Origin of the sequence: Halalkalibacter hemicellulosilyticusJCM 9152, from assembly GCF_000513115.1 — a bacterium.
Classification (GTDB): Bacteria; Bacillota; Bacilli; order Bacillales; family Bacillaceae_D; genus Halalkalibacter; species Halalkalibacter hemicellulosilyticus.
The window spans coordinates 86079-111851 of the sequence record NZ_BAUU01000016.1 but is presented as its reverse complement, the minus strand read 5'-3'; the positions used below and the strand labels follow the sequence as shown (position 1 = coordinate 111851).

Below are 25773 nucleotides of genomic sequence, written 5' to 3'. Positions count from 1 at the left end.
TTTTCAGCGACTTTTGTATCATAACATCAAATCATTTTTGATGTCAAGATCTTTTCAGAAATAATTCATCGCTCATTTCAGCGACAAATAATAATATATCATCGTAGAAGAATAACGTCAATACTTTTTTTCAAGATCAACAACGTGAATAAATATATTGCTTATACTCCTGATTACTTACTTGCTGCTCTTCAGCCTTTAGCTTTCTTTTTTCTACTAAATGACGAACGAGTAATTCTAAATCAACACGATATGCTTCAAGTTCATTTAATTTCATTAAATCAGTCATCGTAAGGGGGCGTTTCTGCTCTGTCAATACCATTAAGAAATGCCGACTTCCTATATCCGTCTTCGATTGAATAGCAAGCTCCATCGCCAACAATAATAATTCTATTCTCTTTTCAACCGATTCGTTACTATTAAAAAGCTCCTGATGCAATTTATAAATTTGTGGATCTATTCTTTTCACTTGCTCCCAAACGATAACTTCTGAATACATTCCTTGATCAACGATCGACAAGCGAGCAAGGTGATGAAGAGCGTGCATCATATGACTAAACGAATCATATAAGTGCCCTTCACGAAAAAAGGTTTTTCCCTCTTCAAACCTTCTTAACAATTTACTAAATTGGATCGTTAGTTTCTTTTGACGATCTCCAGCAGGTAGAGCATCAATTCGCTCCTTAATCATACGTAAACTTTCATTTCGATCAAAGGCCACTTCTCCATTCACAACCCAATCGATTAAACGGCGATGATTTCCCGTCATTAATGTTTGATCAATCATCTCCATACTAATGCAATGAAAAGAAACAGACTTCTGTTCTATTACATAATGATGGATATCCCATGAATAATTAGAATCATCTTTAATAAGAAGAACAACAACGTCAAATCCATCCGTAACCGTTAATGGTACATTCACCTTTTCAACCACAACAATAGCTAAAGTCCCATCATGACTTGCATACTTCTGATACATTTGACGCAAAGATTGATCAATCACCATAGTTCTTCCCACTCCTTATTAATCACATGCAAATCTATACTAACTATTCTCCACATTCAAAAAAATTCCTTCTACCGACAATTCATTTCTCTGTCAAATCCGATAATGGCCTTCTATGATATACTAGAATGAAGGAGGCCACTGAAAAAGTACAAATCAACTATTTCAGTTCCTATGATTTGACAAGCAATGGCTTCACTCGTTACTTAAAGGGCATCAAAAAGGATGAACATTAAACTTTTTCAGGCCCTTATGAAGAGTTAGGAGGGAAAAACGTGGGATTGAAATACGCAAACAAAATTAACAAAATCAGAACCTTTGCGTTAGGTCTTGTTTTTGTTGGGATATTAGTCATGTACATCGGAATCTTCTTTCGTGAATCACAGGTCATTATGATTATTGCCATGCTTCTTGGGCTTCTATTTGTCATGTCGAGCACAGTCGTCTACTTTTGGATTGGTATGCTATCAACGAGGACGATCCAAGTCGTTTGTCCAAATTGTGGTGGCGCCACAAAAATGCTAGGACGTGTCGATGCATGCATGCACTGTAGCGAACCTCTTACATTAGACAAATCATTAGAAGGAAAAGAATTCGATGAAGCCTTTAATAAGAAGCAGCAAGAAAAAAGCGATCCTTCATAACTGACTATCATTATCAAGCATGTTTTCTCATTTGAAATGTAAGTGAGTTTCTCTCAAAATACCCTTATCTGATCGTTACTTAGCACTGGTGAGCTACCTCATGCAAAAGCAATATGGTAGTAGCTCACCGCTGCCTTGATCTATATACTACGCTATAGCAATCCCTAGTCTCTCGTAAAATTATTTCTATAATCAGTATCCATCGTGAGCTTATAAAAAAAGAAACCCAAACAGCTATTAACCATTTGAGCTCCATTGTTTAATGTTGCTTTGCTTTTGTTTGACAATCCGGACAAATGCCATTAATCTCCATTCGATGATTTAGCACTTTAAATCCTGTCACATGCTCAGCAAGTGTCTCCACTTCATCTAATCCCGGATAGTGGAAATCGACGATCTTCCCACATTCATTACAAATGACGTGATAGTGATCGGATGTCACCGAATCAAAACGACTCGATGAATCACCATACGTTAACTCCCTTACGATACCAGCTTCCTTAAAGACGCGTAAGTTATTATAAACAGTCGCGACACTCATATTTGGAAAACGCCCTTCTAACGCTTTGTATATATCATCAGCTGTTGGATGGGTCATTGATTCAAATAGGAATTCTAGAATCGCATGACGCTGAGGAGTCATACGCACACGTGTACTTTTCAACGTTTCAAGTGCATCTTGTAAGCGATGACCAGACATAGTCATGCACCTCTCTTTCTAAAAAACCATTCTTACTTTGTAATTAGTATAATATCGAACGGTCACATTGTCAATCAAGGTCACATGAAGAATATTTTGTAATTAGATCATGTCGCTAGTTCGATACATTTTTTACCGTTGGTTCGCTGCCAGAAAAGGCGCTGAATCCTTCACGTCTACTAAAAATGAGGTGAAGCGATGAGCTTGTTTACTCTTTCGTTGCTTTTTCTTCTCTAAATCTAGACATGCCTCTTTAATCGATTCCTTTAATATAGAGACATCCTGTTCTTCAACTCCAAACAAGAAAGTTGTATTCCCCTTACGCCAAAACCCACCAGAGCTCGCGAGTTCTGTCATACGGTAATCCTTTTGCTTCAATTGCTTTTCAACTTCATCTCTATAGAAGTTATCAATAATACATACAAGCAGTTTCATCGCCTTTCCTCCTATATCCTGTTATCTATTTATACTCTTCGTTGAAAGGATTGGTTCCTGTCTATCCTTCTATTTCATCCTTAATATACGTTAATGCCTCTTCGACGTGATTCTTCACACGTACCTTGCGCCATTCTTTGATTAGCTTTCCTTCTTTATCAATAATAAAGGTTGAACGTTCAATGCCCATATACTCTTTGCCAAAATTCTTCTTCAGCTTCCAAACACCATATAACTCACTCACCTGATGATCTTCATCTGCTAGTAAATAAAAAGGAAGGTTATACTTATCCTTAAATTTCTCATGTCTTGAAACCGGATCAGGACTTACGCCGATAATGACGGTATTTAAGGCAGAGAAGTCCTCCATATGATCGCGGAAATCACATGCCTGTGTCGTGCAGCCAGGTGTCATATCTTTCGGATAAAAATACAAGACAACCTGTTTGCCACGGAAGTCTTCTAGCGATACACGTTCTCCTGATACGTCTTCAAGTGTAAAAGTAGGTGCGGCTTGTCCTATTTCGACCATGATTCAATCATCCCTTCAATCGTTTCTTCTAGAGTAGCTGATGTGCAGAAGAAATACAACTACCGTCCCATTTTTGCTTGCAAAAATGTGTTCATGACAAATGCCGCTGGCAAAAGAAAGCCTATGAGAGACTGGACAACCGCAAATAGACGTCCTAATCCAATTGGAACGATATCACCATATCCAACTGAGAGCATCGTGATTGCACTAAAGTACATCATATCAAGCATACTAATCGTTTCTCCGAATAACGGTGCATCGATTTGAATGACACGAATGCCAATCAGTTCAACTCCTGTATACAGGATCGCAAAGGAGGAGATTAACGTAACATATACGAGGATGAGAAGACCAAAGTGCCTTAACGAAACAAGGTGCGTTGAAGGGTGGGGATGAAATCGTAAAAGCATTAGTAGACTCACAACTGTTCCAACCGTTGAAATCAATAATATTATGACGACAATCAGCTTCATATTTTCCCCCTCCCTCCTTTCCATTATATGAATAGTAATTGACCGTTAGAAGGACATGTTTCCTACATTTCCTAATAGTTTTTCTACTTTTCCACTGGTAAAATAGTAAGGGAACATCTGTACTTATCTTATTACAAGAGGAGGGTTGAGTGATGCAAAATTTAACAGATGAACAGCTGTTAGAAGCCTATGCTCAAGCAAAAAAAGCACAATTAAATGAAGCCTTTCTCACATTATTACTAGAAGAAATCAAAAGAAGAAACCTCCAAGATCGAATTTAAACATGTTCATCTCTCCTATTAGCCGAAGGGAGGCAAGGTATTCAAACTTTTTCAGTACTCTCTTGGATACTTGCCCTTCTTTGGCATCTATGATTGAATACTATCATGACAAGGAATAAGTATAGGAGAGATCATCATGAATTGGTCAAAATCAGAGCAATACTATAAAGAAGCACAACAACATATTTTAGGTGGTGTGAATAGCCCTTCACGAGCCTACAAAGCTGTCGGTGGAGGGACACCTATTTTTATGGAACGAGCAAAGGGAGCCTACTTTTGGGATGTGGATGGTAATCAATACATTGATTATCTTGCAGCCTATGGTCCGATTATTACTGGACATGCACATCCGCACATTACGAAGGCTATACAAAGAGCAGCCGAAAGTGGCGTTTTGTACGGAACACCGACGACGTTAGAAAACACTTTTGCGAAAATGTTAAAAGAAGCTATCCCTTCACTGGAGAAAGTCCGTTTTGTTAATTCTGGTACGGAAGCAGTGATGACAACTATTCGTGTTGCACGTGCTTACACAGGTCGAGATAAAATCATTAAATTTGCCGGCTGTTATCACGGGCACTCAGACCTTGTTCTCGTCGCAGCTGGATCTGGTCCCTCTACTTTAGGTACTCCAGACTCAGCTGGTGTCACAAAAAGCATCGCGAAGGAAGTGATTACGGTCCCGTTCAATGACATTAATGCTTACGAAGAAGCATTAAAAAGATGGGGCGATGAGGTGGCCGCTGTTCTTGTTGAGCCGATTGTCGGTAACTTCGGAATCGTTCAACCGCAGAAAGGCTTCCTAGAGGCTGTTAATTCGCTCACTCATGATTATGGTGCTCTTGTGATCTATGATGAGGTTATTACAGCCTTCCGCTTTATGTATGGTGGCGCTCAAGACTTACTCGGTGTCCAACCAGATATGACTGCACTAGGGAAAATTATTGGGGGTGGCTTACCGATTGGCGCTTACGGCGGAAGGGCAGATATTATGGAAAAGGTCGCTCCACTTGGACCTGCTTACCAAGCTGGAACAATGGCTGGAAACCCGGCCTCGATGAGTGCCGGAATTGCTTGTCTTGAAGTATTACAGGAAGAAGGACTTTACGATGGCCTTGATCGTTTAGGCGCTCGTTTAGAGGAAGGTATAATTCAATTGGCCAAAAAGCACGATCAATCGATTACCGTTAATCGTTTAAAGGGAGCTTTAACCATTTATTTTACAGAAGAAACGATTACGAATTATGAACAAGCCGAAAACTCCAATAGTGAACAGTTCGCCGAATTTTTCAAAGAAATGCTCAAGCGTGGAATTAATTTAGCTCCGTCCAAATATGAAGCATGGTTTTTGACGATTGCTCATACAGATGAGGATATAGACCAAACATTAGCTGCTGTTGATGGAGCATTCGCTGTGATGAACGCCGCAAAATAAATGAGGGATAAACATGAAATTAGGTGCACGCATTTTCAAAACAGGCTTAGCGATTATACTTTCACTCTATATCGCTTCATGGATCGGTCTTGAACCTCCGACCTTTGCTGCCTTAACAGCAGCACTCGCGGTTCAGCCATCAATCTATCGGACGTTCCAAACGATACTTGATCAATTCCAAGCGAATATGATCGGGGCAGTACTTGCGGTGATATTCGTTTTAACGCTAGGAGCCGATCCGTTTGTCATTGGGCTTACAGTCGTCTTGGCGATCGCTCTTATTTTGAAATTCAAGCTTGAACCAACGACCATTCCGATTGCAATTGTGACAATCATCATTATTATGGAAAGCCCAGGGTCGAACTTTATTGAATTTGCTCTAAGCCGATTTTCCCTTATTATATTAGGAGTGCTGTCGGCATTTATCATTAATCTGCTCTTCATTCCTCCTAAATATGAAACGAAGCTATACCAGAAAATCTTAAAAGTCTCTGAAGATATTCATCAATGGCTACAGTTATTTATTAGACTAAGCGCCGATCACCATGCACTTAAGAAGGATATCGTCCGACTTGAAGAAGAATTAGTCGAGATCGACAACCTGTATTTATATTATAAAGAAGAACGAAATTACTTCATGCGTAATAAATACGCTAAAGCACGGAAGGTCGTTCTTTTCCGACAAATGGCGATCACAACAAAGAAATCACTCTTCGTCCTGAAAAATATCGAAAGCCGCTTAAATAACCTCCATGAACAAGCGAAGGAGGTTCACGAATTACTTGAGAAACAACTATACGAGCTTACAGCCTACCACGAGCTCTTAATGCTTCGTTATATTGGTAAAGCTCATGTCGAACAAACCGATTCGACGAAGCTCGCCCTAAATGAACGAAAAGAAGCCTTATTTAATCAATTAATTGTATTACGTGATCAGGAGACATTAACCGGAGAAGAATGGATGCACACCCTTCCAGCCATTACCCAATTAACCGAATACCAAGAACAACTAGAGCACCTCGAACAGCTCATCGACAGCTTCTTCAGCTACCACACAAGCGAGAACAAAGTGAAGGTAGAATAAGAAAAACGCGTTAGCGTCTTTTCTTATTTGCATTGTGCGGAGCCGTTACAATGGTTTGAAGTTATTCTGAAAGTGGGGTTTTTCAGAATAACTTGTAACGAGCGAAGCAAACGCCACCTGCGAATTCGCTTACATCTCCCTCGAATCATTCGTTGCGGTTCCTCATTCCGCTATTTCCTTCATTTCAACGCGTTTGAATGGCTTTCGGTTCCTCATTCCGCTATTTGTCCTTGCCTCCCTCTATTTCCATCCATTTAGCTTGAATAGAGGAACAAGGATTCCTTTCCCTTCGCTTTAGCGAGGTTATCCCCATTTTAAAGGAATGAGGATTACTCTTAATTCTCTCACCTGCCCTGGCTTCCTTCACAAAAAAGCTCTCCTACAACGTCCTTACAACGTCATAAGAGAGCAATTCTTTAAAGCTGTTGGACATCAAACAGCTTCTTGTATGCTCCTCTTCGGTTCATTAGCTCTTGATGATTCCCCTCTTCAATAATACGTCCATTTTCGATCACAATGATCCGATCGGCATGAGTAATCGTGGATAGGCGATGCGCGACGATGAATGTCGTACGATTTCGGGCAAGCTTTTCCATCGCCTCCTGAATGTAATGCTCACTTTCCAAATCCAAGGCGGAAGTCGCTTCATCAAAAATAAGAATCGGCGGATTTTTTAAAAATACACGAGCGATCGCCACTCGTTGCTTCTGTCCACCAGAAAGCTTCACCCCACGTTCACCAACCTCGGTCTCATAGCCATTTGGTAAATTCATTATAAATTCATGGGCATTTGCCGCTTGAGCCGCTGCAATCACTTCCGCATCTGTTGCATCAGGCTTTCCCATTAATATGTTCTGCTTAACCGAATCACTAAATAGAATATTATCCTGCATAACCATGCCGATTTTATCACGGAGAGAACGCACTTGAAATTCCCGTATATCAGTACCGTCAAACAAAATCTGCCCTGACGTCACATCGTAAAACCGTGGAATTAAGCTAATAAGTGTACTTTTCCCACCACCACTCATTCCGACAAAGGCGACCGTCTCTCCTTTATTAACTTCAAAGTTCAGGTTTTGCAAAATACGATCGTCTTCTTCATATTCAAAGCTAACATCATGAAATGTTACTTGCCCATTTACATGATCCAACGGCTGTGCATTTTCACTATCTTTAATGTCATACTTCTCATCAATAAATTCAAATACACGATCCATTGACGCAATCGCCTGTGTCAACGTCGTTGACGAATTCACTAGTCTTCGCAAAGGACCATACAGCCTTTCCATATAAAGGACAAAGGCTGTCATCACACCGACTTCAAGCTGATTGGTAATGACAATATAACCCGACACGAAGATCACTAGCAATGGCGCAATATCGGTAATCGTATTGACGACGGCAAACGTCTTAGCATTCCATTTCGTATGATCAATCGCCCGCTTGAGAAAATGCTTGTTACGCTCTGCAAAACGCCCTTGCTCATAATCCTCTAACGCAAAGCTCCGAATGACATTCATTCCTTGCACACGCTCATGCAAATGCCCTTGCACCTCAGCCAGCGCTTGAGAACGAACACGAGTTAATTCACGTAGTCTCGCATAAAAATATTTAACGGAAAATCCGTAGAACGGAAACATCGAAATCGCGACGAGTGTAAGCCAAACATTGAGATTAAACATAATAATAAGTGCAATAATAATCGTCGCTAAATCCAGCCAAATATTCATAAGTCCCGTAATGACAAAATTCTTCGTTTGCTCCACATCATGAATCACTCTTGATATGATTTCTCCTACTTTGCGATTTGAATAAAACCGCAAGCTCAGCTTCTGAATATGAGTAAAAAGCTGGTCACGAATATCATACAAAATTTTACTACCAATCCATTGTGCAAAGTATTGCCGGAAATATTCAACCGGTGGTCTGACGACAACGAATAGAATCCCCATTACGATCATTACTTTAACGAGAGTGGACATCTTCTCATCCTGCGACATCGCTTCGGCAAAAATAATATCATCAATTACATACATCATCACAAGCGGGAGCATTAATGGAATTCCGAATTTTAATAGTCCAATTAAAACAGTAATAATAATTTCCTTCCAATATGGCTTTACAAATGCCATATAACGTTTCATACTCTCCAGTGTCAATCACCCCTCAAGCCATAGCGTCTATCTCTTCTCTAAAATTACTACCATTTTGGTGCAACTCTTACTAATTGTATGTTGCGCAGTCGTGCTACGTGGACAACGTCACCCCGCGAGTTCCCCTGCATTCTCATTGATGGATTCTCGTTCCGCTATTTAAGCATATATGCCTCGCTGTTCACTTCTTCTGGCGTATTAGCAGATTGACGTTCCACCTTCGTATTTCGCCCATTTAATAGAATAGAATGACGTTCCATTCAATATAACAAAAACCACGCAACGGCTATTGTCCATTGCATCGTGCTAAGCCGCGACAAAGCGTGTAACGCCGAAGCCAATGTCCTACTCAACTAGCAACTTTTAAACGTTTTTTAGGGTGGCGTTATACGTTCTTATTGTTAAAAAAGTTGTCCCTATTAACGGGACAACTTCTGATTAGAAGCCCTTCATCCACGCAACTGGATAATCGCAACCTGCTCTATCGATATTGTAAAAAACGTTCATACCAATTCTCCACAAATTGCGGAGCAAATGGCCCCTTTCGTTGATGGATCCATGATATAAGCTCATCAACACTACGTTTTAATATCGTATCAATGGCAGGTGGGTATTCCATCATTTTACTATGCAACTCATATTCATCTTCATCTAAGAGCTTAAAGGTCATGTCAGGAAAAACTTTAATATCAAGGTCATAATCAATATACTTTACCGCCTCTTGATCCCATGTAAACGGAGAACCTAAATTACAATAATAGTATATCCCATCCGAACGAATCATACCTATCGTATTAAACCATTTCTCCGCATCAAAATAGCAGATTGCAGGTTCTCGCGTTCTCCAATGTCGACCATCAGATTCCTTCACTAAAATCCGGTCATTCCCTCCAATAATAACCTTTGACGTCCCTTTAAGCACAATTGTTTCTTCCCAAATGCGATGAATCAATCCATTATGCTTGTAGCTATGGATTTCGATGTTGCTTCCAACTTTGGGAAAATTCATAGGCTACTCCTTTCTATTCCATTTTAAAGACGTCAGTAGGTAGAGTAGGATTCCTTATATACAGCCCAAAACCACACGTATCCTCTCTATTCACTACCCTTTACAATCACTAAACATTTTCCTTCACATCTATTATAACTCTTTCAGATTCGATTTGAAATGATTTGACTATTTTATACATGCACATTTTTTGGATAGTGTTAAAAAGGACGATATACAGAGAACCATTGGATGTAATAATCGCATTCATAGAAACGACAAAAAAATACCCTCTGGACGTTATGCCAGAAGGTATTTTTGATTGACAGCAATTATTTTTGTTGCTGCTGGTTCGCAGAAGCTTGTTGTTTACGAGCTTGAGACTGCTGGTTTTGTTGGCGAACTTCTTGTGCATTTGTTTCGCTAGCGAACTCAGTGTTTAAGCTAGATCCTTGTGCAGAAGCTGCGTTTTGCTTACGAACTTGCTGCTTGTTTGTTTGTGCAGCTTGTTTCTGCGCTTGTTGCTGTTGTTGTTGGTTGTTATTCATGTATCTCACCTCCACGATTATTAAGGTGTCCGGGGGGTGAGAACTTTATTCAAAAAAATTACGTTAATAACGAAATTCCCCCATCAACAATGAGAGTCTGACCTCGAATCATATCGGCATCTTCGGAAAGTAAGAATAAAACAGCCTTTGCCAAATCTTCCGTTTCAACAATTCTACCTGCAGGTGTACGATCCTTGGCATCATTTAATAATTCATCACGGTTAGGAAAATGAGTGAGAGCATCTGTATCAACCGCGCCACCTGATACGGCATTGACTCGAATCCCTTTTTCCGCTAACTCCACAGCTAAATAACGTGTTAATGCTTCGACTGCAGCTTTTGATACACCAACGGTTGTATAATTTTTTAAATAGCGAATCGAACCGAGAGAGCTTAAGCTGACAATCGCGCCACCTCCATTATTCTCCATCCTCTTTGCCGCTTCCTGCGCACAGAAAAGAAGAGCCTTACTATTAATATCCATCGTCCAATCCCAATGACTTTCCTCTAATTCCATCACTGGTCGCAACACACCAGATGCGGCATTGTTCACAAGTATGTCAAGCCTTCCAAACTCTTCATCAATTTGCGTAAACATTTCTTTAATTTTTTCTGGCTTCCCTACATTCGCTTTAATAACGAGTGCCTTTTGCCCAAGTGCTTCAACTTCTTGTGCCACTTCAAGCGCAGCCTTTTTACTTCGCGCATAATTTATGACAATGTCATATCCTCTTTTGGCTAATTTAAGTGCGATATTTCTTCCAATTCCACGGCTACTGCCGGTTACTAGTGCTACTTTACTTTGTTCCACTTACACTCCCTCCTTCAATATCAACAATTCCCTCTATTATACCGTATAGTGCAAAAGACGAACAGGAACACTATAAAAGCCTGTTTAAAAGCAATAAATAGAGGTCATTTAGAACAATCTCTATAAAATGGTTTGAGCGAGCCATAATCATTAGGAGGTATAAATATGTATGTTGGACGTGATATGACCGAGCTTTCGATGCTATCCATTGAACAATGGACAGATAAAGAATTAGCCTATTTCCATCATAGTATGCAGCAAGTAACCCCTTATTTAAATATAGAGGGTGTGACGATCCATCGCGAAATTATTGAGGAAATTGAACAAAGAGGGGGCTTAAAGCACGACGCCACCTGGACTAACGGAACCGAAATTCATCCAGATTAACTGCATAGAAAGGAAGAATCCAATGGAAAAGCAATTGTATTATGTAAATTTAAACCCGATTAGTATGGATGATATTAGCCCTATCCGCGTGAATGATGGTCAGCTCATTGAATATGAGATCGAAGCGACATCATTAGAAAAGAAAGAACTCGAAAAGCTTCTACGCGAAGTACAAGCTCATGACGTTGAACTTGGAAACTTATTTACCTTTCGTCATTTCGACGATCAGGAAGGAGATCGTGACAAGAACGAATACCAAAGGGGCTTAAATGACGTATTTGAGGAGCTATATCGCTTAGGAACAGAAGAAACGAAAGCAAAGATCCGCGAAATCCACCTCATTAATGATGATCAATAGATCGTGTAACGAATAACGTACACCATGAACATGGAGCATTTCATGGTGTACGTTATCATTATTAAAAGCTATTTGACTGTCCACCGTCGACATTAATAGTAGCACCTGATACCCAACTTGCTTTTTCTGAGGCTAAGAAGACAACGACGTTCGCCACTTCCTCTGGTCGGCCGAAGCGTCCTCCTGGAATTTCCTCCTCAACAAACTGCTTCATTTTCTCAGGGTTTTCCTCAATTCTTTTTTGCCAATTACCTGTCGGATGTAAAATTGATCCAGGAGCGACACTATTCACCCGAATCCCATCGGCCATCACTTCATCAGCTAATGCCTTTGTAAAGCTAATCATCGCCGCCTTCGCATTATTATACGTTGCCTTCCCTCCTGCCTCACGTCCGAAAATCGATGAAATGTTAATAATCGCGCCAGACTGCTGGGTCTTCATGTGCGGTAAGGCTAATTTACTAAAATGCACGGCTGAGAAATAGTTTAATTCTAGCCCCTCGTAAAAAAGCTCCATACTCGTTTCCTTAATTGCCCCTCCGTTACTTCCACCAACATTATTCACTAAAATATCGATCTTGCCATAACGCTCGATGATATGTCCCATAACACCCTCACGCTCTGTTGGATCCATTAAATCTGCTACTATCGTCTCGACATTGGCAAGCTTTTGTTCTATGTCAGCTAAAGCCTCTTTTCCTCGCGCAACGACGACGACTCTCGCTCCTTCTTCATGCAGACCGTTAACAATCGACAAGCCAATTCCTTTAGACCCGCCTGTTACTAAGGCTACTTTTCCGTTTAGCTGCAAATCCATCGAATCACCTTCCATAACCTTTCATTTTCTTCTCAAATTGCTGTCTTTCTTTTAATGCTTCAATGATCTTTTGATGGGAAACGGGAAAGGCATAATCCTCTAGCCTTTCGATTTCAACCCATTTGCTTTCAGAAGTATAAGTGGAAGACTGATTCCCTACCGTTCCCTCATACACGTCAATTGTCCACTTCAAGTGTGAGAAGACATGCTCCACTTCCTGCACCTTGTCTTCAAGCTTTAATGAGAACTTATATGTCGCAAATTGCTCATAGATTGCGTTTACCTGCTCGTCTCTCCTTGCTTCCACCATCGGAAATTGCCAAAGTCGTGCTAACAAGCCATTTTCCGGCCTTTTCTCAATCAACACTTTACCGTTATCATTTTGAACAATCGTTGCTGCGAGCTCTTTGGACTTTGGCTTTTTCTTTTTCGATTTCACTGGTAGCTCGTCCTGCTTTCCTGCGGAATAAGCGCGGCAAACTTGTTGTACTGGACAGATTAAACAGCCTGGCGAGGTAGGCGTACAGATAAGTGCTCCTAGCTCCATAAGTCCTTGATTAAATCCAGATGGATCTTCCTTATGAATAAGATCGTATAATATCGTCTCAAAGAGCTTTCGAGTAGCAGGCTTAGCAATGTCATCATTAACTAACAATACTCGCGCAAGCACTCTCATCACGTTTCCGTCTACTGCAGGCTCAGCCTTTCCATAGGCGATACTTAAAATCGCCCCTGCCGTATAGGGTCCAACTCCTTTAAGACTTGATATTTCTTCACGAGTGTCTGGTACGACTCCATTAAATTGTTCGAGAACCTGCTGCGCTGCCTTTTGCAAATTACGAACTCGTGAGTAATAACCTAATCCTTCCCACGCTTTTAAGATCGCATCCTCATCTGCCTTTGCTAAATCCAAAAGCGTAGGGAACTGTCTTATAAATGCCTGATAATAAGGGATTACCGTATCGACACGGGTTTGCTGAAGCATAATTTCCGATACCCATATTTTATAAGGATCACTCGTCTGTCGCCATGGCAAGTTACGTTTCTGCGAATGGAACCACTCAACAAGAGCTACCTGAAATGTTTTCTGTGAAAAATCTTCTACATATGATTGACTCATCTTCTCCCCCTTGTTGTTAAAAAGGCATTGAAAAAATTTTTTTACCTATTTCAGCGCCACATAGAACTAGAATTAGGATCCTCATTCCTCTATTTGATCTCTATCTGCTTAATTCGACTGCTTAGCGGATCTTCATTCCTTTATTAAGCCTTCTCATCCTCATTTCCTCTAAAAACAATCACATTAGAGGAATAAGGATTCCCAAATTCGCTTTGTCTGCATTTTTCCCTTATTTAGCGGAATGAGGAACCGTTACGACTACAAATCATCCAGACAAGACTTCGTGTTTGAACAACCTCTTATACACCTTTTCGTTGAAAGGCCCAGCAATGGATTTTCTTCTCTCCACTCAATAAACGGGACAATTGAGCTGAACACAGGATGCTCCGTAGATTGCCTTAGCTTCTTTAATGCTTGGTAATGAGAGACCGTCGGCACTTCAAACATTTCAACATATAGGTATGGCTGATCCTCTGCGACAAACCATTCGATTTCACTTACATCATAATTTGGCAATGTCGTAAGTACCATTTCCATCGCCGCTTCATATTCTTTAATTTTTTGTGGTATTATTTTATACTCCATGAAAATTTGTAAAGGTTTCGTCATCTTTTCCTTGTCTCCCTTTTTAATCTCTTCACTTTCGGGTATAAATAAACTATACCTATTTCAACCGATAAGGAGGATCTCAGCATGGATACTGGAACACACGTGGTGATGGGTATCGCACTTGGTGGATTAGCTACATTAGATCCCATTGTAGCAAACGACCCGCTCTTACCAGCAGCGGTCATGACTGCAACCATTATCGGTTCACAAGCTCCTGACTTTGATACGATTTTAAAATTAAAAAACAACGCCGTCTACATACGGAATCATCGAGGTGTCACCCATTCTGTACCCGCACTTTTCACATGGCCGTTACTCATTACAGGTGGGATTACATTATTTACAGGCACAAGCAATTGGCAAACGATCTTACTTTGGTCTTTTATTGCTGTGTTCCTACACGTTTTCGTTGACATCTTTAATGCATATGGCACGCAAGCATTAAGACCTTTCTCGAATAAATGGATTGCACTTGGCGTCATTAATATCTTCGACCCTTTTATTTTCATTAGTCACTTAGTTGCTCTTTCCCTATGGCTAGTTGGGTCTTCACCCGGACCTGTCATGCTGATATTGTACATCATAATCGCCCTCTATTATATATGGAGGATTTTATCAAAGAAAGCTGTCGTACAAATCGCCAAAGAAGCCCACCCAGACGCAACACATGTCTTTGTTTCACCAACTATAAACTGGAGTCAATGGCACGTTGTTATTCGAACGCCTAGCGTCATGTATGTAACAGAATGTCGTAACCGTCAATTGGAATACTTTGAGCAATATGCCTTTGATCCAATTCCTGATACAGAGGTCTTAAATGCTGCACGACAAGACGCAAACCTTGATGCTTTTCTTTCCTTTTCACCAACATATCGTTGGGAAACGTTTGAGAAGGATGGCATAACAGAAGTTCGTTTCGTTGATCTTAGATATCGCAGCAAAGGCCACTATCCATTTGTGGCGATCGTCCAGCTAGATGAGGAGCTTTCAGTTATGAATTCCTATACCGGCTGGGTATTCAGCGAAGAAGCCTTACAGAAGAAACTTAACATCGTCCTCCCCTAATCGTTCGTAGATTTTGGCGGTCGCTGACCGCCGAAAACACTCGTTAATGTGGAAACGGATCTTCGTTGTTCAAATGGTTAAACTTCTTCTCTTTCGGCTTATAATGATGAAGATGCGGGCCATATTGAGCTATCCATTTGGTGACAACCTTCTCCGTCATGTCCTGCCCTTTGTAGCTCCAGCCACCCTTCGCTCTTGTCACCTCAAAATCCTCCCATAAACTTTCAACCCATGTTCGCTTCAAGAAGCTGTTCCGTTAAACGTTGAAAGCGAATTTCCATATCGGTGCCTCCTTTGTCAATCATTGCGTGAAATAATCACATTATATCAAACCATACTATTACTGAACATGTTTAAAGGAGGGGCATTCGTGAGAAACAAAGCAAAGGACTTTCCTAATCATATTAACTTCAAAGGAAGTTCACCGAAAGATTACAACACCTATGAATCATTACGACCAAACGGGACAATTAATACGCGCCCACAAGAGCGAATGAAAAATAGCCAAGAGCAAGAAAAGTAGTTGATCAATCGGAGGTGTCCGTCATGAATAAGGAAACGATGCATGCATTCGAATACAAAAGTCCATTTGATTCTCCTCGAGCCAATCCTAAACATGCTTCACATCAAGTGAACGGTGAAACACAAATGTCACAGCATGATATCAAAACAAGAATCCACCGCCGAATCCAACGAAGTTAATGCGCTGTAGAAAGCCTTACGATGAGCCTTATACTCATCGTAAGGCGCTTTTATCATTACCATTCAGTAGAACACCGTAAAAGCTAAACAATCCTTCCCTTTATATAAAGCGCTTGATCTGCTACATGGACTAACTGTTCAATTGAAGCTTCATGCTCCGGGTGGGGAAATACGTTTAAGAAAGTACTCGAAATCGGAAACAATATCTTTAATCAAACATGAAGATGTTAATAGCCTAGGTCAAGATTGTTTAATCCAAAGCGGGATATTCCCAAAATAGCCTTGTGCAAATGCAACGACATCCAAACATGAAATCACCTGCTCGGATGTCGTTTTCGTTTATTTTCTTTCAAGCAATGAAATTGGAACAGCTTCTAAGCTCTTAGCTCCATCTCGATAGCCCCAAGCAAAATAACCATTCAAATAATCAATTTTAAAGCTTGACGTGCTACCTTTTACAGAATAAATTTCACCAGGCTTGTAATCAATGGGATCTAACATATAAGCTTGGGCCATTAACATTTTTCGTTCATAGACTGCAAATTCGTTCGACATACCCATTTGTTCTGCCTTCTTAGCTTTCTCGTTAAAATCAGCTATCGCTGTTCTCAACTCATGTTCGGTCATTTCACTGAATCGTTTCTCTGTCACTAGAATTCACTCCTTATTCTTCCTTCAAAAATTGTTCAATTAGATCGATTGAGAAGCCTTTACGATAAAGGGCTTGCTTACACTTTTGCTGGAACTCCCAGCCATGTAAATGTCGATACTTTTTCCTTATCTTTTCCCCTTGATAACAAATCGCTTTCCATTCTTCACGTTCGTGATCCTCATTTTCAAACGTGCTTAGCGCTTCTGAAATAATCGCTTCGGTGTAGCCTTTTGTATATAACTGCCCAACGAGCTTATCTTTCCTCGCTCGTTGTGACAAGCGTATATCCTGTTTCTCTTTCTTTTCAATCCACTTTCTCACTTCTCCCACCCATTCTTCAAATGGTATTTCCATTAAATGAGCATCAATAATTTCTTCATTCACTCCTTTCATCATTAATTCTTGCTTTAATTTCATCGGTCCCTTCACTTGTGTTAATTGTTTTGATTGAATATAAGCTCGTGTAAATTCCCGGTCATCTAACCATTTTTCTTGCTCTAATTTCTTTATTGTTATATCAATATACTTTTCATCCTTCTCTTTTCGGATTAAATAATCACGAATTTCTTTGCGTGAGCGCATTCGATAAGACAAATAATGAATAGCTAAGTGGTAAACCTTCCTTTCTTCATCTGCTTCAATTAAGGCCCGCAATTCCTTTTCATTGATTTCTTGTCCTTTATGTAGACGATATTTGACTAGAACATCTTCATCAACGCTAAAGCCATATTCTTCTCCATTTCCGCGATTCACAAAGATCGAATACCTCGACTTATTCTTCTTTTGAACTTCTATTTTCGTAATAGCTACCATATTCTCCAGACTCCTTCAAACCGTTAATGTTGGCTATTTATCATAGAACCCTTACAATAAATCTATACATGTCAATGTCTAAAGGGAGGTCAACCAATTGAACATTGCAATCGCAGGTGGCTCAGGTTTAATCGGCTCTGCTTTAACTGAACATTTAACGAAACAAGGACATACTGTTTACATTTTAACAAGAGATGCTACAAACAAACCAGTAAAAGAAAAAGTTCATTATGTCGAATGGTTACATGATAAAGCTACTCCTGAAAAAGAATTGCAAGGTGTCAAGGCTATTATTAACTTAGCAGGAGAATCAATCGGCTCTGGCAGATGGACAGAAGAGCGAAAGCAAGCGATTCTCAACAGCCGCATCGAATCAACACGTGCAGTCATCGACTTAATCAAGCAGCTTACTCCTACTTTACGCGTATTAGTCAATGCATCAGCGATAGGCTATTATGGCCATTCAACGAGTAAAACCTTTTCTGAAGACTCAGAGCCTGTTGATGATAGCTTTTTAACGAAAGTCGTAAATAGTTGGGAAACGGAAGCCGCTAAAGCCCGTGATTTCGGGGTACGAGTTGCCTTTTGTCGGCTAGGAATCGTACTTGACAAGAAGGAAGGGGCATTGCCGAAGATGCTTCTGCCATATAAGCTTTTTGCAGGTGGAAACCTCGGTACCGGAGAACAGTGGATGAGCTGGGTACACATGGACGATGTTGTGCGCTTATTCTCTCTTGCCATAGAAAACAGTGCAATTATAGGACCATTAAATGTAACAGCTCCAAACCCAGTTCAAATGAAAGAGTTCGGCCAAACATTAGCAAGCATACTAAATAGACCTCACTGGTTCCCTACCCCAACCTTTCTCCTTAAGGTCGTACTCGGAGAAATGAGTACATTAGTACTTGATGGACAAAAGGTCTTACCAAAGAAAAGCGCAGACTTCGACTACACGTTCCAATATGCTACGTTAGAACCTGCTCTAACTGATACGTTAAAAGGGAAGAACTGACTGAAAAGACTGTGATGATTTAAGGAAACCGGACAATGAATTTCTTTAAGTTCCTGTTGAAATAGCTCCATTCACTACCTGTCTTATGGCGAGAAAGTCATTCACCACACCACTTTAAAAGATCTAGCAACTACACTCATTGCTTCGAGGCCATTCAAAAAGGGAACAATTGCCGTTTTTGAATGGCCTCTTTCATAAGAAGTTCAATTCGCATACTTGTTCATTTTTCTTCTGCTTTTTCCCTCTTTTTTTGCACCCCACCTTTTTCTTTGAAAACCTTGTCTATTCCTTAATCTTTTTGTAAAAAAATGATTAATTTTTTCATGAAAATTTCATGAAAAAGTGGTATCTTTTTTACAAAAAAACATTTAATATAAAAGAGGAATATAGAGTTAAACGTCGTATATTAATAAAAATGATGTGTTTCATATGAATAACTAACGATTTTAGCGTATTATACGTTATTATTCCATTATATAGCGAATGGGAAGGCAATTGGTGCGCCATCAGCTTGGCTGGTTCTAGTGGGTTCGATTCCCACCCCGAATTTGATGTGTTTGATTATTAAATTCGAGGGTGGATTCCCATTCTACCTCTATCAAGGGGGGTTTTTTTGATGATTTTAAAACAAAGAGATGTCGCAGATTGCCATCACTTATATGAATTATTAGTAGACCCAGCCGTTTTTCCCTTTGTACGGGAAAAGGCACATACGTATGATGAATATGTCTTTTTGACAAAAAAGACAATCGAAGCTGAGGAGTGCGGAGAATTAATTTCAAGGACTATTGTCGATGAATGGGGCTCTCCGATCGGCACGATTAATTTGTATGATGTTCATGAACAATCAGGCTTTTTAGGTACATGGATCGGCTCACCTTATTTTGGACTTGGTTATAACCAGAGAGCAAAGGAAGCCTTCTTCAATGAATTGTTTTTTTCCTGTGACATTCAAACGGTCTATATGAGAATTCGTAAGCATAACGAAAGGTCCTACCACGCTGCATTAAAGCTGCCTTATTGTACACTGGCTAATGAATTACGTCCTGATATTTTCGAAGCGCTCAACCAAAAGGGAGACTACAACTTATTTCAAATTGAAAAGGATCTTTATCATCTTCATTTAATGAGAACTTCACCAACAATCGAACGAAAAGAAGCATAGTCTAATCCCCAATTGCGTTGTACGCAGCCTTTACAAGAGTTAGAATGCCATGTGTGTGCTGTGCTTCACTATTTGTAGCCTCTATTCCTCCTTAGTTAGCGGGATTCTTCCTTTAACTTCAGGAGGATTTTCTTTAGTCTTTTACGCGCTCAAATTTGCGTGGCAAGATGACTGGCGTGTGATCTCACGTAGCATTCGGTTCCTCATTCCTCTATTCTCACTCTATTTTACTTTTTTGCATCGCTATGGTGCCCTGATTCCTCTATTTCAACTTTTCTTTCTTATTTTGTACTCGATCTCACTGATTAAAGGAATGAGGATTTCATTTGTTACTCATACAATGGGAATTTAGCTTTTTTACGGCAGGAGGATTCCCTTTAGCCCCTCTTACGGGCTCTTTGCGTGGCATCAGCCTCCTCTGCTTTTGAATTTAACTCACTATATACCCCTTCTCTTAGGATAAAACGACTTTCTTTTGACGAAGCTAGTACTAACCCAATCAGAAAGTGGTGACAGACACAATGGAAAGTAAAAAACGCCGAGCTCAAGAAGAAAGACGAACACTACGTAAAGCACAAGAAGTGAAATTTGGTTCAGAATTCAGAGCTGCTGACAGAGCCGCACGAAGATAACATTCCTATCTCCCCTGAGGATGTCTCAAACTGTATTTTTAAGACATCCCTCTCTCTCATCTATCGATTTCTTAATTGGTATCTCACTATAATACTCACCCATTTTTTTCAAATTTGCTTCTTCATAATTTCTTAACAAAAAAATCCCTTCCATCCAAATAGCGCATAAACCCTTATACAGCAAAGGATACAACTCCACTTGAAAATTTCTGATATTTTCAAATTGTAAGGAAACCTAACCATACAGCAGTATTTACAGCCATTCATGTTCTTACTTCCATTCAACCAATCTAAGAGTGGCTCATCACGATTAATCCTTCTTTTGGTAAGTTGCGCCATTTTCCCGAACACGCTTATCATAATAATAGTTCATTTAACAAATTGAATTTCGAAGGAGGAAACTGATATTAAAAGCCAAGGAACTCCTGTAGCGTTGAAAACGGATGAGGTTGTCTTTTCGAAACCTACTGTTAAAGACGGAGCAGGCATGTGGAATTTAGTCAATGAATCAACACTCGATCAAAACTCTGCGTACAAGTACATTATGATGGGTGAATTTTTTGCAGAGACTTGTGTTGTAGCAAAAGAGAACGATCATGTAGTAGGATTCGTTACAGCATTTATCCCTCCAGAGCGGCAAGATGTCGTGTTTGTTTGGCAGATAGGCGTTCATTCTTCTCAACGCGGCAAAGGACTCGCGTCAAAAATGCTAGAAGAACTTGTTAATCGACCTGGTTGTGCTGATGTCAAATTTGTTGAAGCAACGATTACGCCTTCAAATGAAGCATCTCAAGCATTATTCCGGCGATTAAGCCAAAAGTTCGATACACAATGTGAAGTGAAGGAATGCTTTTCAGAAGATCTCTTCCCTGAGGATGGTCATGAAGAAGAGTTAACATTCCGTATTGGACCTATTCGCTAAGCAAATAAGGACTTGTCAGTGAAACGAAACCATTCCCTTTTTGAAAAAGGGTCAAAAAACAGGAGGAAAACAAATAATGAGTCAAACAAATATGAAGATTTTTGAAGAATTAGAATCTGAGGTACGTAGTTATTGCCGTAGTTTCCCAACTGTATTTACAAAAGCAAAAGGCTACAAAATGTGGGATGAGGACGGTAAAGAATATCTTGATTTCTTTGCAGGGGCAGGCGCTCTTAATTATGGTCACAATGATCCACATATGAAGGCGAAGCTCGTTGATTATATTTTAAATGATGGAATTACTCACTCATTGGATATGGCAACAGCACCAAAGGCCGAATTCCTAAAAACGTTTAATGACGTCATTCTAAAGCCTAGAAACCTTGATTATAAAGTTATGTTCCCAGGACCAACTGGAACGAACACGGTGGAAAGTGCATTAAAGTTAGCTCGCAAAGTAACAGGGCGTACAGATATTATTAGCTTCACTAACGGATTTCACGGTATGACAATTGGTGCACTTTCCGTAACAGGAAATGCCTTTAAACGTAAAGGTGCTGGTATTCCATTACAGAACACCGTGACGATGCCGTATGATAGCTTTGTCAGTGAAAGCCTTGATACGCTAGAGTACCTTGAGCGCTTCCTAGAAGATGGCGGTAGTGGTGTCGAAATCCCTGCTGCAATGATCCTTGAAACGGTTCAAGGTGAGGGTGGAATTAATGCTGCACGTTTTGAATGGTTACAACGTGTTGAGCAAATTTGTAAACGTTGGGGCATCCTCCTTATTGTCGACGATGTTCAAGCTGGTATTGGACGTACAGGAACGTTTTTCAGCTTTGAGAAAGTTGGCATTAAACCGGATATCGTATGTATGTCTAAATCAATCGGTGGAATGGGATTACCACTGGCGATTACATTGATTCGTCCTGATCTAGATATTTGGGCTCCTGGTGAGCATAATGGGACATTCCGTGGAAACAACCATGCGTTCATTACAGCAACAGCATCTCTTTCTTATTGGGAAGATGATAAGTTTGAAAAGGATATCCAAGAGCGTTCAAAACGCATTTATTCCTTCTTAGAGCGCATCGTTGCGGATTATCCTGAATTAGAAGGTGAAGCAAAAGGACGTGGCTATATGGTCGGAATCGCTTCTCAAGTGGACGGCCTAGCATCAAAGGTCGCAGCGGAAGCCTTTGAACGTGGATTAATTATGGAAACATCAGGTCCTAATGATGAAGTATTCAAGCTATTCCCTCCTTTAACAATCGATGATGAAGGATTAAACAAAGGGTTTGAGATTATTGAAGATAGTGTTAAAGCGGTTCTAGGTGCTAGAGAGCTTGTCACTTCTTAATAAAATTAAACGATTTAAAAAAGGGGATCTTAGAATTGCTTGAGATCCCCTTCTCTTATAAAACGACAATCAAATCACTACTGACATGGAGGCTATTTTAAAATGAAAGTTGTAAAATTAGAAGATATTATTGGAACAGAGCAAGAAGTAGATGGAGGCAATTGGGTTAGCCGTCGTCTCGTATTGAAAAAAGACGGTATGGGCTATTCCGTTCATGATACGATTATTCGTGCTGGTACAGAAACGCACATTTGGTATCAAAATCACTTAGAATCAGTTTATTGTATCGAAGGTGAAGGTGAAGTCGAAACACTTGCTGATAATAAAGTATGGCCTATTAAGAAAAATGAAATTTACGTATTGGACAAAAATGATGAGCATCTCCTACGCGCCAAAACAGATATGCGTATGGTATGTGTTTTCAACCCACCGATTACGGGAAGAGAAGTCCATGATGAGAATGGTGTATACCCAGTAGACGAAGATTAAGAAAAATCACGGTAGCAGTCTTTTCTTATAAGCGTCAGGTAACTCCATTGTACTACCCGCTAGCTTCTTCGGCTCCTATTTTATTCATTCTTATTTTTAAAAATAAGGAGACCGCAATGCGGTCTCCTTAAATGAATCGGAACAGAGTCTAAGTAACTTACGGACGCCGATGCCCTTCTCTCTCTGAATTCAGATTCAGCTTCTCAAAGAACCCGCCTTCGTTTGTATTAATGTAAGTACATTGATTGAAATGTGACGTCCTCCTTCCCCACACCTATCTGTTCAAGAAAATCGAACAATTCTCCAAAGGAGCCACATGGATAAGGAGTTTCACAAACTTTATTCGCTTTTTCAAGCTGTTCAATATACTCTTCATTATTGCCTAACCCATCTTGCATCTTCAAAACAAGCTCTAAAGTTTCTTCATCCTTTGCCAATGTCATATATCCCTCATTTTTATTATAGTAAATAATAAAAGGGATATGAGTATACGGATGAATAAACGATGCTTTATACATGACCATTTCCATTCCTTCCTTCTTACACGTTTTAGCCTAAGTCACATTTAGCCTTTTTATCTTACATTTTAATTGTTCTTTTTGCGCAACAATTTCTTCTGCTGAGATCGGCTTACTTATGACAAACCCTTGAACGACTTCACATTCGTTTTCATACAGCTTATTTAGTTGTTCTTGTGTTTCTACACCTTCGACAACCACTTTCAATTTCAGAAGTTTCGTCATTCTTATAACTGACGATAAGAGGGCATTTGCCTTTTCGTTCGTTGTAATATCACTAACGAATGAACCATCGACTTTGACAATATCTATTGGCAAATCTCGTAACTGATTTAGTGAGCTATACCCCGTACCGAAATCATCTATACTAATACTAACACCTAGCTTTTTGATTCTCGTTAAGATTTGCTGAACACTTCCCTTATCCATCGCCATCGTTTCAGTAATTTCTAACTCTAACCGATTAGGCTCAAGGGCGTTCTCCTTCAAAAACTGCTCCATTTTCTCAATTAAATTATGTTGGAACAGCTGACTAACTGATAGGTTTACAGATACAGAAGGAACATAGATTCCTTCCTCCGTCCATTTCCTCATTTGGATACATGCCTGTTCGATGACCCATTCTCCAATTAATAAAATGAGCCCCGTCCTTTCTGCAATCGGAATAAACTCCCCTGGTGAAATCATTCGACCACTTGGATGGTTCCAACGAACTAACGCTTCTACTCCGACTAGATCACCCGTTTGAATATTTAGCTTTGGTTGATAATATAATAGAAGCTCTTCTTGGTCAATTGATTTACGCAAATCCGCTTCAATTCTCATTGCCTCATTAGGACGTGTATTCATTGATTTATGGAAAAAAGCAAACGGTTGATGATTTTCTCTCGCATGCTCGAGCGCATGTTGAGCATTCTTTTGCAAGTCTTTCACCGTTTCACCAACACTGTGAAAGTGGGTAACGCCAACCGTTGCCGTTAAGAAAAACTCATATTGATCGACTTTAATCGATTGTTCGATGGTTTTAATTGCAAAGCGTATCATCTTGATCGTCTGTTCATTAGGGCGCATCTTACGATCAATAATTGCAAAACGACTATCACTAATTCTCGCTATGTATAAATTCGAACTTAATAAAGGTTTAAATCGCTTTGCCAATAAGCGAATGACCTCTTCAGCAATTTCCTGATCAATATGCTTACGTATGAAATTCAAGCGATTGACCTTTAAGATATAAAAACCAAATGGCTCTCCATATTTAATTCGTTCAAATAACGTATATTTTAAGCCTTCATAGTTAGCAAACTCTGAAACCGGGTCATTAAAGTATAGAAAACGAACCTCTTCTGCCGCTTGTTCCTCTTTTGTTATATCGGTTACAATGCCACCAATGTTCATTAATGATCCGCTTTCTGAATAAATCGGATATATTTGATCTTGCACCCAGCATTCTTCTCCATTTTTTTGGATGATGCGATATTTAATCGTTACATTTCCATCTCTTTCGATCTTCTTCTGCCAATATGATGGTGAATACCTCTTTTGGTCATCTGGATGTATCCGTTCATACCAAAGAGTTGGCGATGCTACTAATTCCTCGCTCGAATATCCAAATATTTCACTGACATAAGAAGACACCCGTAATAATTCGTTTGTTCGACTATCTCTAAGCCATAACACTGAATGGGCTGATTCATACATGCTTTCAATTTGATGTTGCGCTTTGTTCTTCTCTTTTATTCCAATGAATATTCGTACAAATAACAGAATGAGCAGGATATATATAGTAAACTCCACAACCCCTAAAAGTGACTCATTTACAACATAAGGTAAGCTAAACTGCAAACCAAGCAAACAAATTAAGACAACTAGTAATTGATTGATCGTTAATAAAGGTTTCCGTATCATCCTATCTTCCCCCATGACAACAACCTAAAACCTACATCATTTAAAGCGCTTACATGATTATTCAACAAAATAAGGCAATTTCCTCTTTTATTGTATCACGTTTCAACATTTTTTTGAAACAATCTGTTAAAGTCTGCAAGAAATTAGG

At 39.8% G+C, this 25773-nt stretch carries 32 protein-coding genes; 15 read left to right on the top strand and 17 right to left on the bottom strand.

The genetic code is table 11. The annotated features are described in order from the left end of the window. Nucleotides 1-136 precede the first annotated feature (136 nt). A complete protein-coding gene (locus JCM9152_RS11740; RefSeq protein ID WP_235715695.1) occupies nt 137-1009 on the bottom strand; it encodes a nucleotidyltransferase-like protein in 873 nt (290 codons plus the stop codon). A gap of 275 nt (nt 1010-1284) precedes the next feature. Here JCM9152_RS11740 and JCM9152_RS11735 point away from each other — a divergent pair, with 275 nt between their 5' ends. Beyond that, nucleotides 1285-1653: a YgzB family protein gene (locus JCM9152_RS11735; protein WP_035344412.1), complete on the top strand. Its 369-nt coding sequence runs from the start codon at nt 1285-1287 to the stop codon at nt 1651-1653. A gap of 259 nt (nt 1654-1912) precedes the next feature. Here JCM9152_RS11735 and perR read toward each other — a convergent pair whose 3' ends face one another. From perR to JCM9152_RS11715, 4 genes are all read right to left on the bottom strand, one after another. Then, nucleotides 1913-2353 carry a peroxide-responsive transcriptional repressor PerR gene (gene perR / locus JCM9152_RS11730; RefSeq protein WP_035344410.1) on the bottom strand — a complete coding sequence of 147 codons (441 nt, stop codon included), beginning with the start codon at nt 2351-2353 and terminating at the stop codon, nt 1913-1915. Nucleotides 2354-2485: 132 nt separating this feature from the next. Continuing rightward, on the bottom strand, nt 2486-2788 hold the full coding sequence (locus tag JCM9152_RS11725) for a cyclic-di-AMP receptor (protein ID WP_035344408.1): 303 nt from the start codon (nt 2786-2788) through the stop codon (nt 2486-2488). A gap of 61 nt (nt 2789-2849) precedes the next feature. Beyond that, nucleotides 2850-3323, bottom strand: coding sequence for a thioredoxin-dependent thiol peroxidase (bcp, locus tag JCM9152_RS11720; RefSeq protein WP_035344406.1), 474 nt, complete (start codon nt 3321-3323; stop codon nt 2850-2852). A 56-nt stretch (nt 3324-3379) separates the two neighbouring features. Further along, on the bottom strand, nt 3380-3793 hold the full coding sequence (locus tag JCM9152_RS11715) for a potassium channel family protein (protein ID WP_035344404.1): 414 nt from the start codon (nt 3791-3793) through the stop codon (nt 3380-3382). 152 nt (nt 3794-3945) lie between these two features. Between JCM9152_RS11715 and JCM9152_RS21935 the strand changes: the two genes are divergently transcribed. From JCM9152_RS21935 to JCM9152_RS11705, 3 genes are all read left to right on the top strand, one after another. After that, on the top strand, nt 3946-4074 hold the full coding sequence (locus JCM9152_RS21935; protein ID WP_081728019.1) for a sporulation histidine kinase inhibitor Sda: 129 nt from the start codon (nt 3946-3948) through the stop codon (nt 4072-4074). A 136-nt stretch (nt 4075-4210) separates the two neighbouring features. After that, nucleotides 4211-5509 (top strand): glutamate-1-semialdehyde 2,1-aminomutase, encoded by a 1299-nt coding sequence (locus tag JCM9152_RS11710; protein ID WP_035344402.1) that lies wholly within the window; start codon nt 4211-4213, stop codon nt 5507-5509. 13 nt (nt 5510-5522) lie between these two features. Beyond that, nucleotides 5523-6593, top strand: coding sequence for an FUSC family protein (locus tag JCM9152_RS11705; RefSeq protein WP_035344400.1), 1071 nt, complete (start codon nt 5523-5525; stop codon nt 6591-6593). A gap of 416 nt (nt 6594-7009) precedes the next feature. Here the strand turns inward: JCM9152_RS11705 and JCM9152_RS11700 are convergent, their stop codons facing one another. The 4 genes from JCM9152_RS11700 to fabL all read right to left on the bottom strand — a co-directional run bounded on the left by JCM9152_RS11700 (nt 7010) and on the right by fabL (nt 11096). Then, nucleotides 7010-8749 carry an ABC transporter ATP-binding protein gene (locus JCM9152_RS11700; RefSeq protein WP_035344439.1) on the bottom strand — a complete coding sequence of 580 codons (1740 nt, stop codon included), beginning with the start codon at nt 8747-8749 and terminating at the stop codon, nt 7010-7012. A gap of 481 nt (nt 8750-9230) precedes the next feature. Continuing rightward, on the bottom strand, nt 9231-9758 hold the full coding sequence (ntdP, locus tag JCM9152_RS11695; RefSeq protein ID WP_035344398.1) for a nucleoside tri-diphosphate phosphatase: 528 nt from the start codon (nt 9756-9758) through the stop codon (nt 9231-9233). Between the two features lie 311 nt (nt 9759-10069). Next, nucleotides 10070-10285 (bottom strand): gamma-type small acid-soluble spore protein, encoded by a 216-nt coding sequence (locus JCM9152_RS11690; RefSeq protein WP_035344396.1) that lies wholly within the window; start codon nt 10283-10285, stop codon nt 10070-10072. Between the two features lie 58 nt (nt 10286-10343). Further along, nucleotides 10344-11096 carry an enoyl-[acyl-carrier-protein] reductase FabL gene (gene fabL, locus JCM9152_RS11685; RefSeq protein ID WP_035344394.1) on the bottom strand — a complete coding sequence of 251 codons (753 nt, stop codon included), beginning with the start codon at nt 11094-11096 and terminating at the stop codon, nt 10344-10346. A 165-nt stretch (nt 11097-11261) separates the two neighbouring features. On the opposite strand from fabL, the gene yfhS reads away from it, so the two are divergent. Together yfhS and JCM9152_RS11675 are read left to right on the top strand one after the other, a co-directional pair. Continuing rightward, nucleotides 11262-11483: a mother cell protein YfhS gene (yfhS, locus tag JCM9152_RS11680; RefSeq protein WP_035344392.1), complete on the top strand. Its 222-nt coding sequence runs from the start codon at nt 11262-11264 to the stop codon at nt 11481-11483. A gap of 22 nt (nt 11484-11505) precedes the next feature. Continuing rightward, the gene (locus JCM9152_RS11675; RefSeq protein WP_035344390.1) at nt 11506-11841 is read left to right on the top strand and encodes a hypothetical protein; all 336 of its coding nucleotides are present in this window, start codon (nt 11506-11508) and stop codon (nt 11839-11841) included. 61 nt (nt 11842-11902) lie between these two features. Here JCM9152_RS11675 and JCM9152_RS11670 read toward each other — a convergent pair whose 3' ends face one another. From JCM9152_RS11670 to JCM9152_RS11660, 3 genes are all read right to left on the bottom strand, one after another. Then, nucleotides 11903-12658 (bottom strand): SDR family NAD(P)-dependent oxidoreductase, encoded by a 756-nt coding sequence (locus tag JCM9152_RS11670; protein ID WP_035344437.1) that lies wholly within the window; start codon nt 12656-12658, stop codon nt 11903-11905. A 4-nt stretch (nt 12659-12662) separates the two neighbouring features. Beyond that, nucleotides 12663-13778: an A/G-specific adenine glycosylase gene (gene mutY / locus JCM9152_RS11665; protein ID WP_035344388.1), complete on the bottom strand. Its 1116-nt coding sequence runs from the start codon at nt 13776-13778 to the stop codon at nt 12663-12665. A gap of 258 nt (nt 13779-14036) precedes the next feature. Next, entirely contained in the window at nt 14037-14387 is a 351-nt protein-coding gene (locus JCM9152_RS11660) for a hypothetical protein (RefSeq protein WP_235715694.1), read from the bottom strand. A gap of 84 nt (nt 14388-14471) precedes the next feature. On the opposite strand from JCM9152_RS11660, the gene JCM9152_RS11655 reads away from it, so the two are divergent. Then, on the top strand, nt 14472-15452 hold the full coding sequence (locus tag JCM9152_RS11655; protein ID WP_035344386.1) for a metal-dependent hydrolase: 981 nt from the start codon (nt 14472-14474) through the stop codon (nt 15450-15452). Nucleotides 15453-15495: 43 nt separating this feature from the next. On the opposite strand, the gene JCM9152_RS11650 is transcribed toward JCM9152_RS11655, so the two are convergent. Further along, on the bottom strand, nt 15496-15654 hold the full coding sequence (locus tag JCM9152_RS11650; RefSeq protein ID WP_369384557.1) for a YfhJ family protein: 159 nt from the start codon (nt 15652-15654) through the stop codon (nt 15496-15498). 168 nt (nt 15655-15822) lie between these two features. On the opposite strand from JCM9152_RS11650, the gene sspK reads away from it, so the two are divergent. Further along, nucleotides 15823-15975 (top strand): small acid-soluble spore protein K, encoded by a 153-nt coding sequence (gene sspK, locus JCM9152_RS21930; RefSeq protein ID WP_060526032.1) that lies wholly within the window; start codon nt 15823-15825, stop codon nt 15973-15975. 23 nt (nt 15976-15998) lie between these two features. Further along, nucleotides 15999-16154, top strand: a complete 156-nt coding sequence (locus JCM9152_RS21925; RefSeq protein ID WP_081728018.1) for a YpzG family protein — start codon at nt 15999-16001, stop codon at nt 16152-16154. Nucleotides 16155-16493: 339 nt separating this feature from the next. Here JCM9152_RS21925 and JCM9152_RS11645 read toward each other — a convergent pair whose 3' ends face one another. Beyond that, nucleotides 16494-16805: a YfhH family protein gene (locus JCM9152_RS11645; RefSeq protein ID WP_035344383.1), complete on the bottom strand. Its 312-nt coding sequence runs from the start codon at nt 16803-16805 to the stop codon at nt 16494-16496. Nucleotides 16806-16818: 13 nt separating this feature from the next. Continuing rightward, nucleotides 16819-17619 (bottom strand): recombination regulator RecX, encoded by an 801-nt coding sequence (gene recX / locus JCM9152_RS11640; protein ID WP_035344381.1) that lies wholly within the window; start codon nt 17617-17619, stop codon nt 16819-16821. Nucleotides 17620-17716: 97 nt separating this feature from the next. On the opposite strand from recX, the gene JCM9152_RS11635 reads away from it, so the two are divergent. The 6 genes from JCM9152_RS11635 to JCM9152_RS11615 all read left to right on the top strand — a co-directional run bounded on the left by JCM9152_RS11635 (nt 17717) and on the right by JCM9152_RS11615 (nt 23199). Continuing rightward, the gene (locus tag JCM9152_RS11635) at nt 17717-18631 is read left to right on the top strand and encodes a TIGR01777 family oxidoreductase (RefSeq protein ID WP_035344379.1); all 915 of its coding nucleotides are present in this window, start codon (nt 17717-17719) and stop codon (nt 18629-18631) included. A 616-nt stretch (nt 18632-19247) separates the two neighbouring features. Beyond that, the gene (locus JCM9152_RS11630) at nt 19248-19796 is read left to right on the top strand and encodes a GNAT family N-acetyltransferase (RefSeq protein WP_173402070.1); all 549 of its coding nucleotides are present in this window, start codon (nt 19248-19250) and stop codon (nt 19794-19796) included. 521 nt (nt 19797-20317) lie between these two features. Then, a complete protein-coding gene (locus tag JCM9152_RS23705; RefSeq protein ID WP_081728017.1) occupies nt 20318-20428 on the top strand; it encodes a YfhE family protein in 111 nt (36 codons plus the stop codon). 433 nt (nt 20429-20861) lie between these two features. Continuing rightward, nucleotides 20862-21350: a diaminobutyrate acetyltransferase gene (gene ectA, locus JCM9152_RS11625; protein WP_268870724.1), complete on the top strand. Its 489-nt coding sequence runs from the start codon at nt 20862-20864 to the stop codon at nt 21348-21350. Between the two features lie 76 nt (nt 21351-21426). Continuing rightward, complete coding sequence (gene ectB / locus JCM9152_RS11620) at nt 21427-22710, top strand: diaminobutyrate--2-oxoglutarate transaminase (protein WP_035344375.1); 1284 nt, start codon at nt 21427-21429, stop codon at nt 22708-22710. A gap of 102 nt (nt 22711-22812) precedes the next feature. Beyond that, nucleotides 22813-23199, top strand: coding sequence for an ectoine synthase (locus JCM9152_RS11615; protein ID WP_035344372.1), 387 nt, complete (start codon nt 22813-22815; stop codon nt 23197-23199). A gap of 227 nt (nt 23200-23426) precedes the next feature. On the opposite strand, the gene JCM9152_RS11610 is transcribed toward JCM9152_RS11615, so the two are convergent. Continuing rightward, nucleotides 23427-23723: a hypothetical protein gene (locus JCM9152_RS11610; protein ID WP_035344370.1), complete on the bottom strand. Its 297-nt coding sequence runs from the start codon at nt 23721-23723 to the stop codon at nt 23427-23429. Nucleotides 23724-23753: 30 nt separating this feature from the next. Then, nucleotides 23754-25625 carry a putative bifunctional diguanylate cyclase/phosphodiesterase gene (locus tag JCM9152_RS11605; protein WP_035344368.1) on the bottom strand — a complete coding sequence of 624 codons (1872 nt, stop codon included), beginning with the start codon at nt 25623-25625 and terminating at the stop codon, nt 23754-23756. Nucleotides 25626-25773: the final 148 nt, after the last annotated feature.

Excerpts from the sequence above, each read along its gene's own strand:
- JCM9152_RS11740 (WP_235715695.1), bottom strand. The coding sequence starts at position 1,009 with ATGGTGATTGATCAATCTTTGCGTCAAATGTATCAGAAGTATGCAAGT.
- perR (WP_035344410.1), bottom strand. The coding sequence starts at position 2,353 with ATGTCTGGTCATCGCTTACAAGATGCACTTGAAACGTTGAAAAGTACA.
- JCM9152_RS11725 (WP_035344408.1), bottom strand. The coding sequence starts at position 2,788 with ATGAAACTGCTTGTATGTATTATTGATAACTTCTATAGAGATGAAGTT.
- JCM9152_RS11715 (WP_035344404.1), bottom strand. The coding sequence starts at position 3,793 with ATGAAGCTGATTGTCGTCATAATATTATTGATTTCAACGGTTGGAACA.
- JCM9152_RS21935 (WP_081728019.1), top strand. The coding sequence starts at position 3,946 with ATGCAAAATTTAACAGATGAACAGCTGTTAGAAGCCTATGCTCAAGCA.
- JCM9152_RS11710 (WP_035344402.1), top strand. The coding sequence starts at position 4,211 with ATGAATTGGTCAAAATCAGAGCAATACTATAAAGAAGCACAACAACAT.
- JCM9152_RS11705 (WP_035344400.1), top strand. The coding sequence starts at position 5,523 with ATGAAATTAGGTGCACGCATTTTCAAAACAGGCTTAGCGATTATACTT.
- ntdP (WP_035344398.1), bottom strand. The coding sequence starts at position 9,758 with ATGAATTTTCCCAAAGTTGGAAGCAACATCGAAATCCATAGCTACAAG.
- JCM9152_RS11690 (WP_035344396.1), bottom strand. The coding sequence starts at position 10,285 with ATGAATAACAACCAACAACAACAGCAACAAGCGCAGAAACAAGCTGCA.
- yfhS (WP_035344392.1), top strand. The coding sequence starts at position 11,262 with ATGTATGTTGGACGTGATATGACCGAGCTTTCGATGCTATCCATTGAA.
- JCM9152_RS11675 (WP_035344390.1), top strand. The coding sequence starts at position 11,506 with ATGGAAAAGCAATTGTATTATGTAAATTTAAACCCGATTAGTATGGAT.
- JCM9152_RS11670 (WP_035344437.1), bottom strand. The coding sequence starts at position 12,658 with ATGGATTTGCAGCTAAACGGAAAAGTAGCCTTAGTAACAGGCGGGTCT.
- mutY (WP_035344388.1), bottom strand. The coding sequence starts at position 13,778 with ATGAGTCAATCATATGTAGAAGATTTTTCACAGAAAACATTTCAGGTA.
- JCM9152_RS11660 (WP_235715694.1), bottom strand. The coding sequence starts at position 14,387 with ATGACGAAACCTTTACAAATTTTCATGGAGTATAAAATAATACCACAA.
- JCM9152_RS11655 (WP_035344386.1), top strand. The coding sequence starts at position 14,472 with ATGGATACTGGAACACACGTGGTGATGGGTATCGCACTTGGTGGATTA.
- JCM9152_RS21925 (WP_081728018.1), top strand. The coding sequence starts at position 15,999 with ATGAATAAGGAAACGATGCATGCATTCGAATACAAAAGTCCATTTGAT.
- recX (WP_035344381.1), bottom strand. The coding sequence starts at position 17,619 with ATGGTAGCTATTACGAAAATAGAAGTTCAAAAGAAGAATAAGTCGAGG.
- JCM9152_RS11630 (WP_173402070.1), top strand. The coding sequence starts at position 19,248 with ATGATTTTAAAACAAAGAGATGTCGCAGATTGCCATCACTTATATGAA.
- JCM9152_RS23705 (WP_081728017.1), top strand. The coding sequence starts at position 20,318 with ATGGAAAGTAAAAAACGCCGAGCTCAAGAAGAAAGACGAACACTACGT.
- ectB (WP_035344375.1), top strand. The coding sequence starts at position 21,427 with ATGAGTCAAACAAATATGAAGATTTTTGAAGAATTAGAATCTGAGGTA.
- JCM9152_RS11615 (WP_035344372.1), top strand. The coding sequence starts at position 22,813 with ATGAAAGTTGTAAAATTAGAAGATATTATTGGAACAGAGCAAGAAGTA.
- JCM9152_RS11610 (WP_035344370.1), bottom strand. The coding sequence starts at position 23,723 with ATGGTCATGTATAAAGCATCGTTTATTCATCCGTATACTCATATCCCT.
- JCM9152_RS11605 (WP_035344368.1), bottom strand. The coding sequence starts at position 25,625 with ATGATACGGAAACCTTTATTAACGATCAATCAATTACTAGTTGTCTTA.